This window comes from Mesorhizobium sp. PL10 (assembly GCF_053714315.1).
In genome coordinates this window covers 1-686 of the sequence record NZ_JBSKBR010000171.1, presented here as the reverse complement: position 1 = coordinate 686, position 686 = coordinate 1, and the positions used below count along the sequence as shown (strand labels likewise).

At 54.7% G+C, this 686-nt stretch carries 1 protein-coding gene; it reads left to right on the top strand.

The window, feature by feature from the left end; all coding sequences use genetic code 11:
* The first annotated feature begins 309 nt into the window (after positions 1-309).
* Positions 310-510, top strand: a complete 201-nt coding sequence (locus tag ACWGTO_RS33695) for a hypothetical protein (protein WP_454578982.1) — start codon at positions 310-312, stop codon at positions 508-510.
* Positions 511-686: the final 176 nt, after the last annotated feature.

The following is a 686-nucleotide window of genomic DNA, read 5'->3' as shown; positions in this document are numbered from 1 at the left end:
AGGATGTCGGACCCCGAAACCTTACCTGAGTTCCGCCGCCCGTCGCCTCATGGGATCTTTTTTCCCGGGCGGGACTTTCTACTTACTGATGCTATATTTGCAAGGCTGAAATCTGCATCCTGACTACGCACCTGTTGACAACAAGCAGCCTCGGGTGCATTGGAACCAATGCTACGGACAGCCGTTCTGATACGTCTGGGCCGTTATGGTTCCGTTAGGTGTTTCAGGGTATCTTGACCATGTCTGGATCAGGGTGTCTTATGTGCAGTGCACACGTGCTTCGCTAGCGGCGAGAAGGATGACTAAGACATGTCCTCAATGATTTCGAAGGAACTTCGCGTTGAAGTTTTGGCTGAGGCCAAGCGCAACAAGGCACGCACTGTCGAGTCGGTTCAGCGCATGTACCGTAAGCGTCTTGAGAAGTCGGAGAAGCGCGGTCCTCTCCCGGCCAGCGTCAAGGCTGCCTACTCGCGCCAAATTGAGCGCATTCCTGAAGAGTTCGCGCTTTAGATCCAGCATTCGTATGTTTCGGGAAGGCGGCCTCGGTGCCGCCTTTTTTGTTCCGATCCGACTGCCATTATAGATCCCGCGCAGCACCCGGAAGTCACGCAGTTCCTCACGACGACTAGTACCTCTGCACAGAGGATTTGACGGTTTCGATGGGTTGTAACCTGGGCAGGCTGTCG

Coding starts and splice junctions, on each gene's coding strand:
- ACWGTO_RS33695 (WP_454578982.1), top strand. CDS start 310: ATGTCCTCAATGATTTCGAAGGAACTTCGCGTTGAAGTTTTGGCTGAG.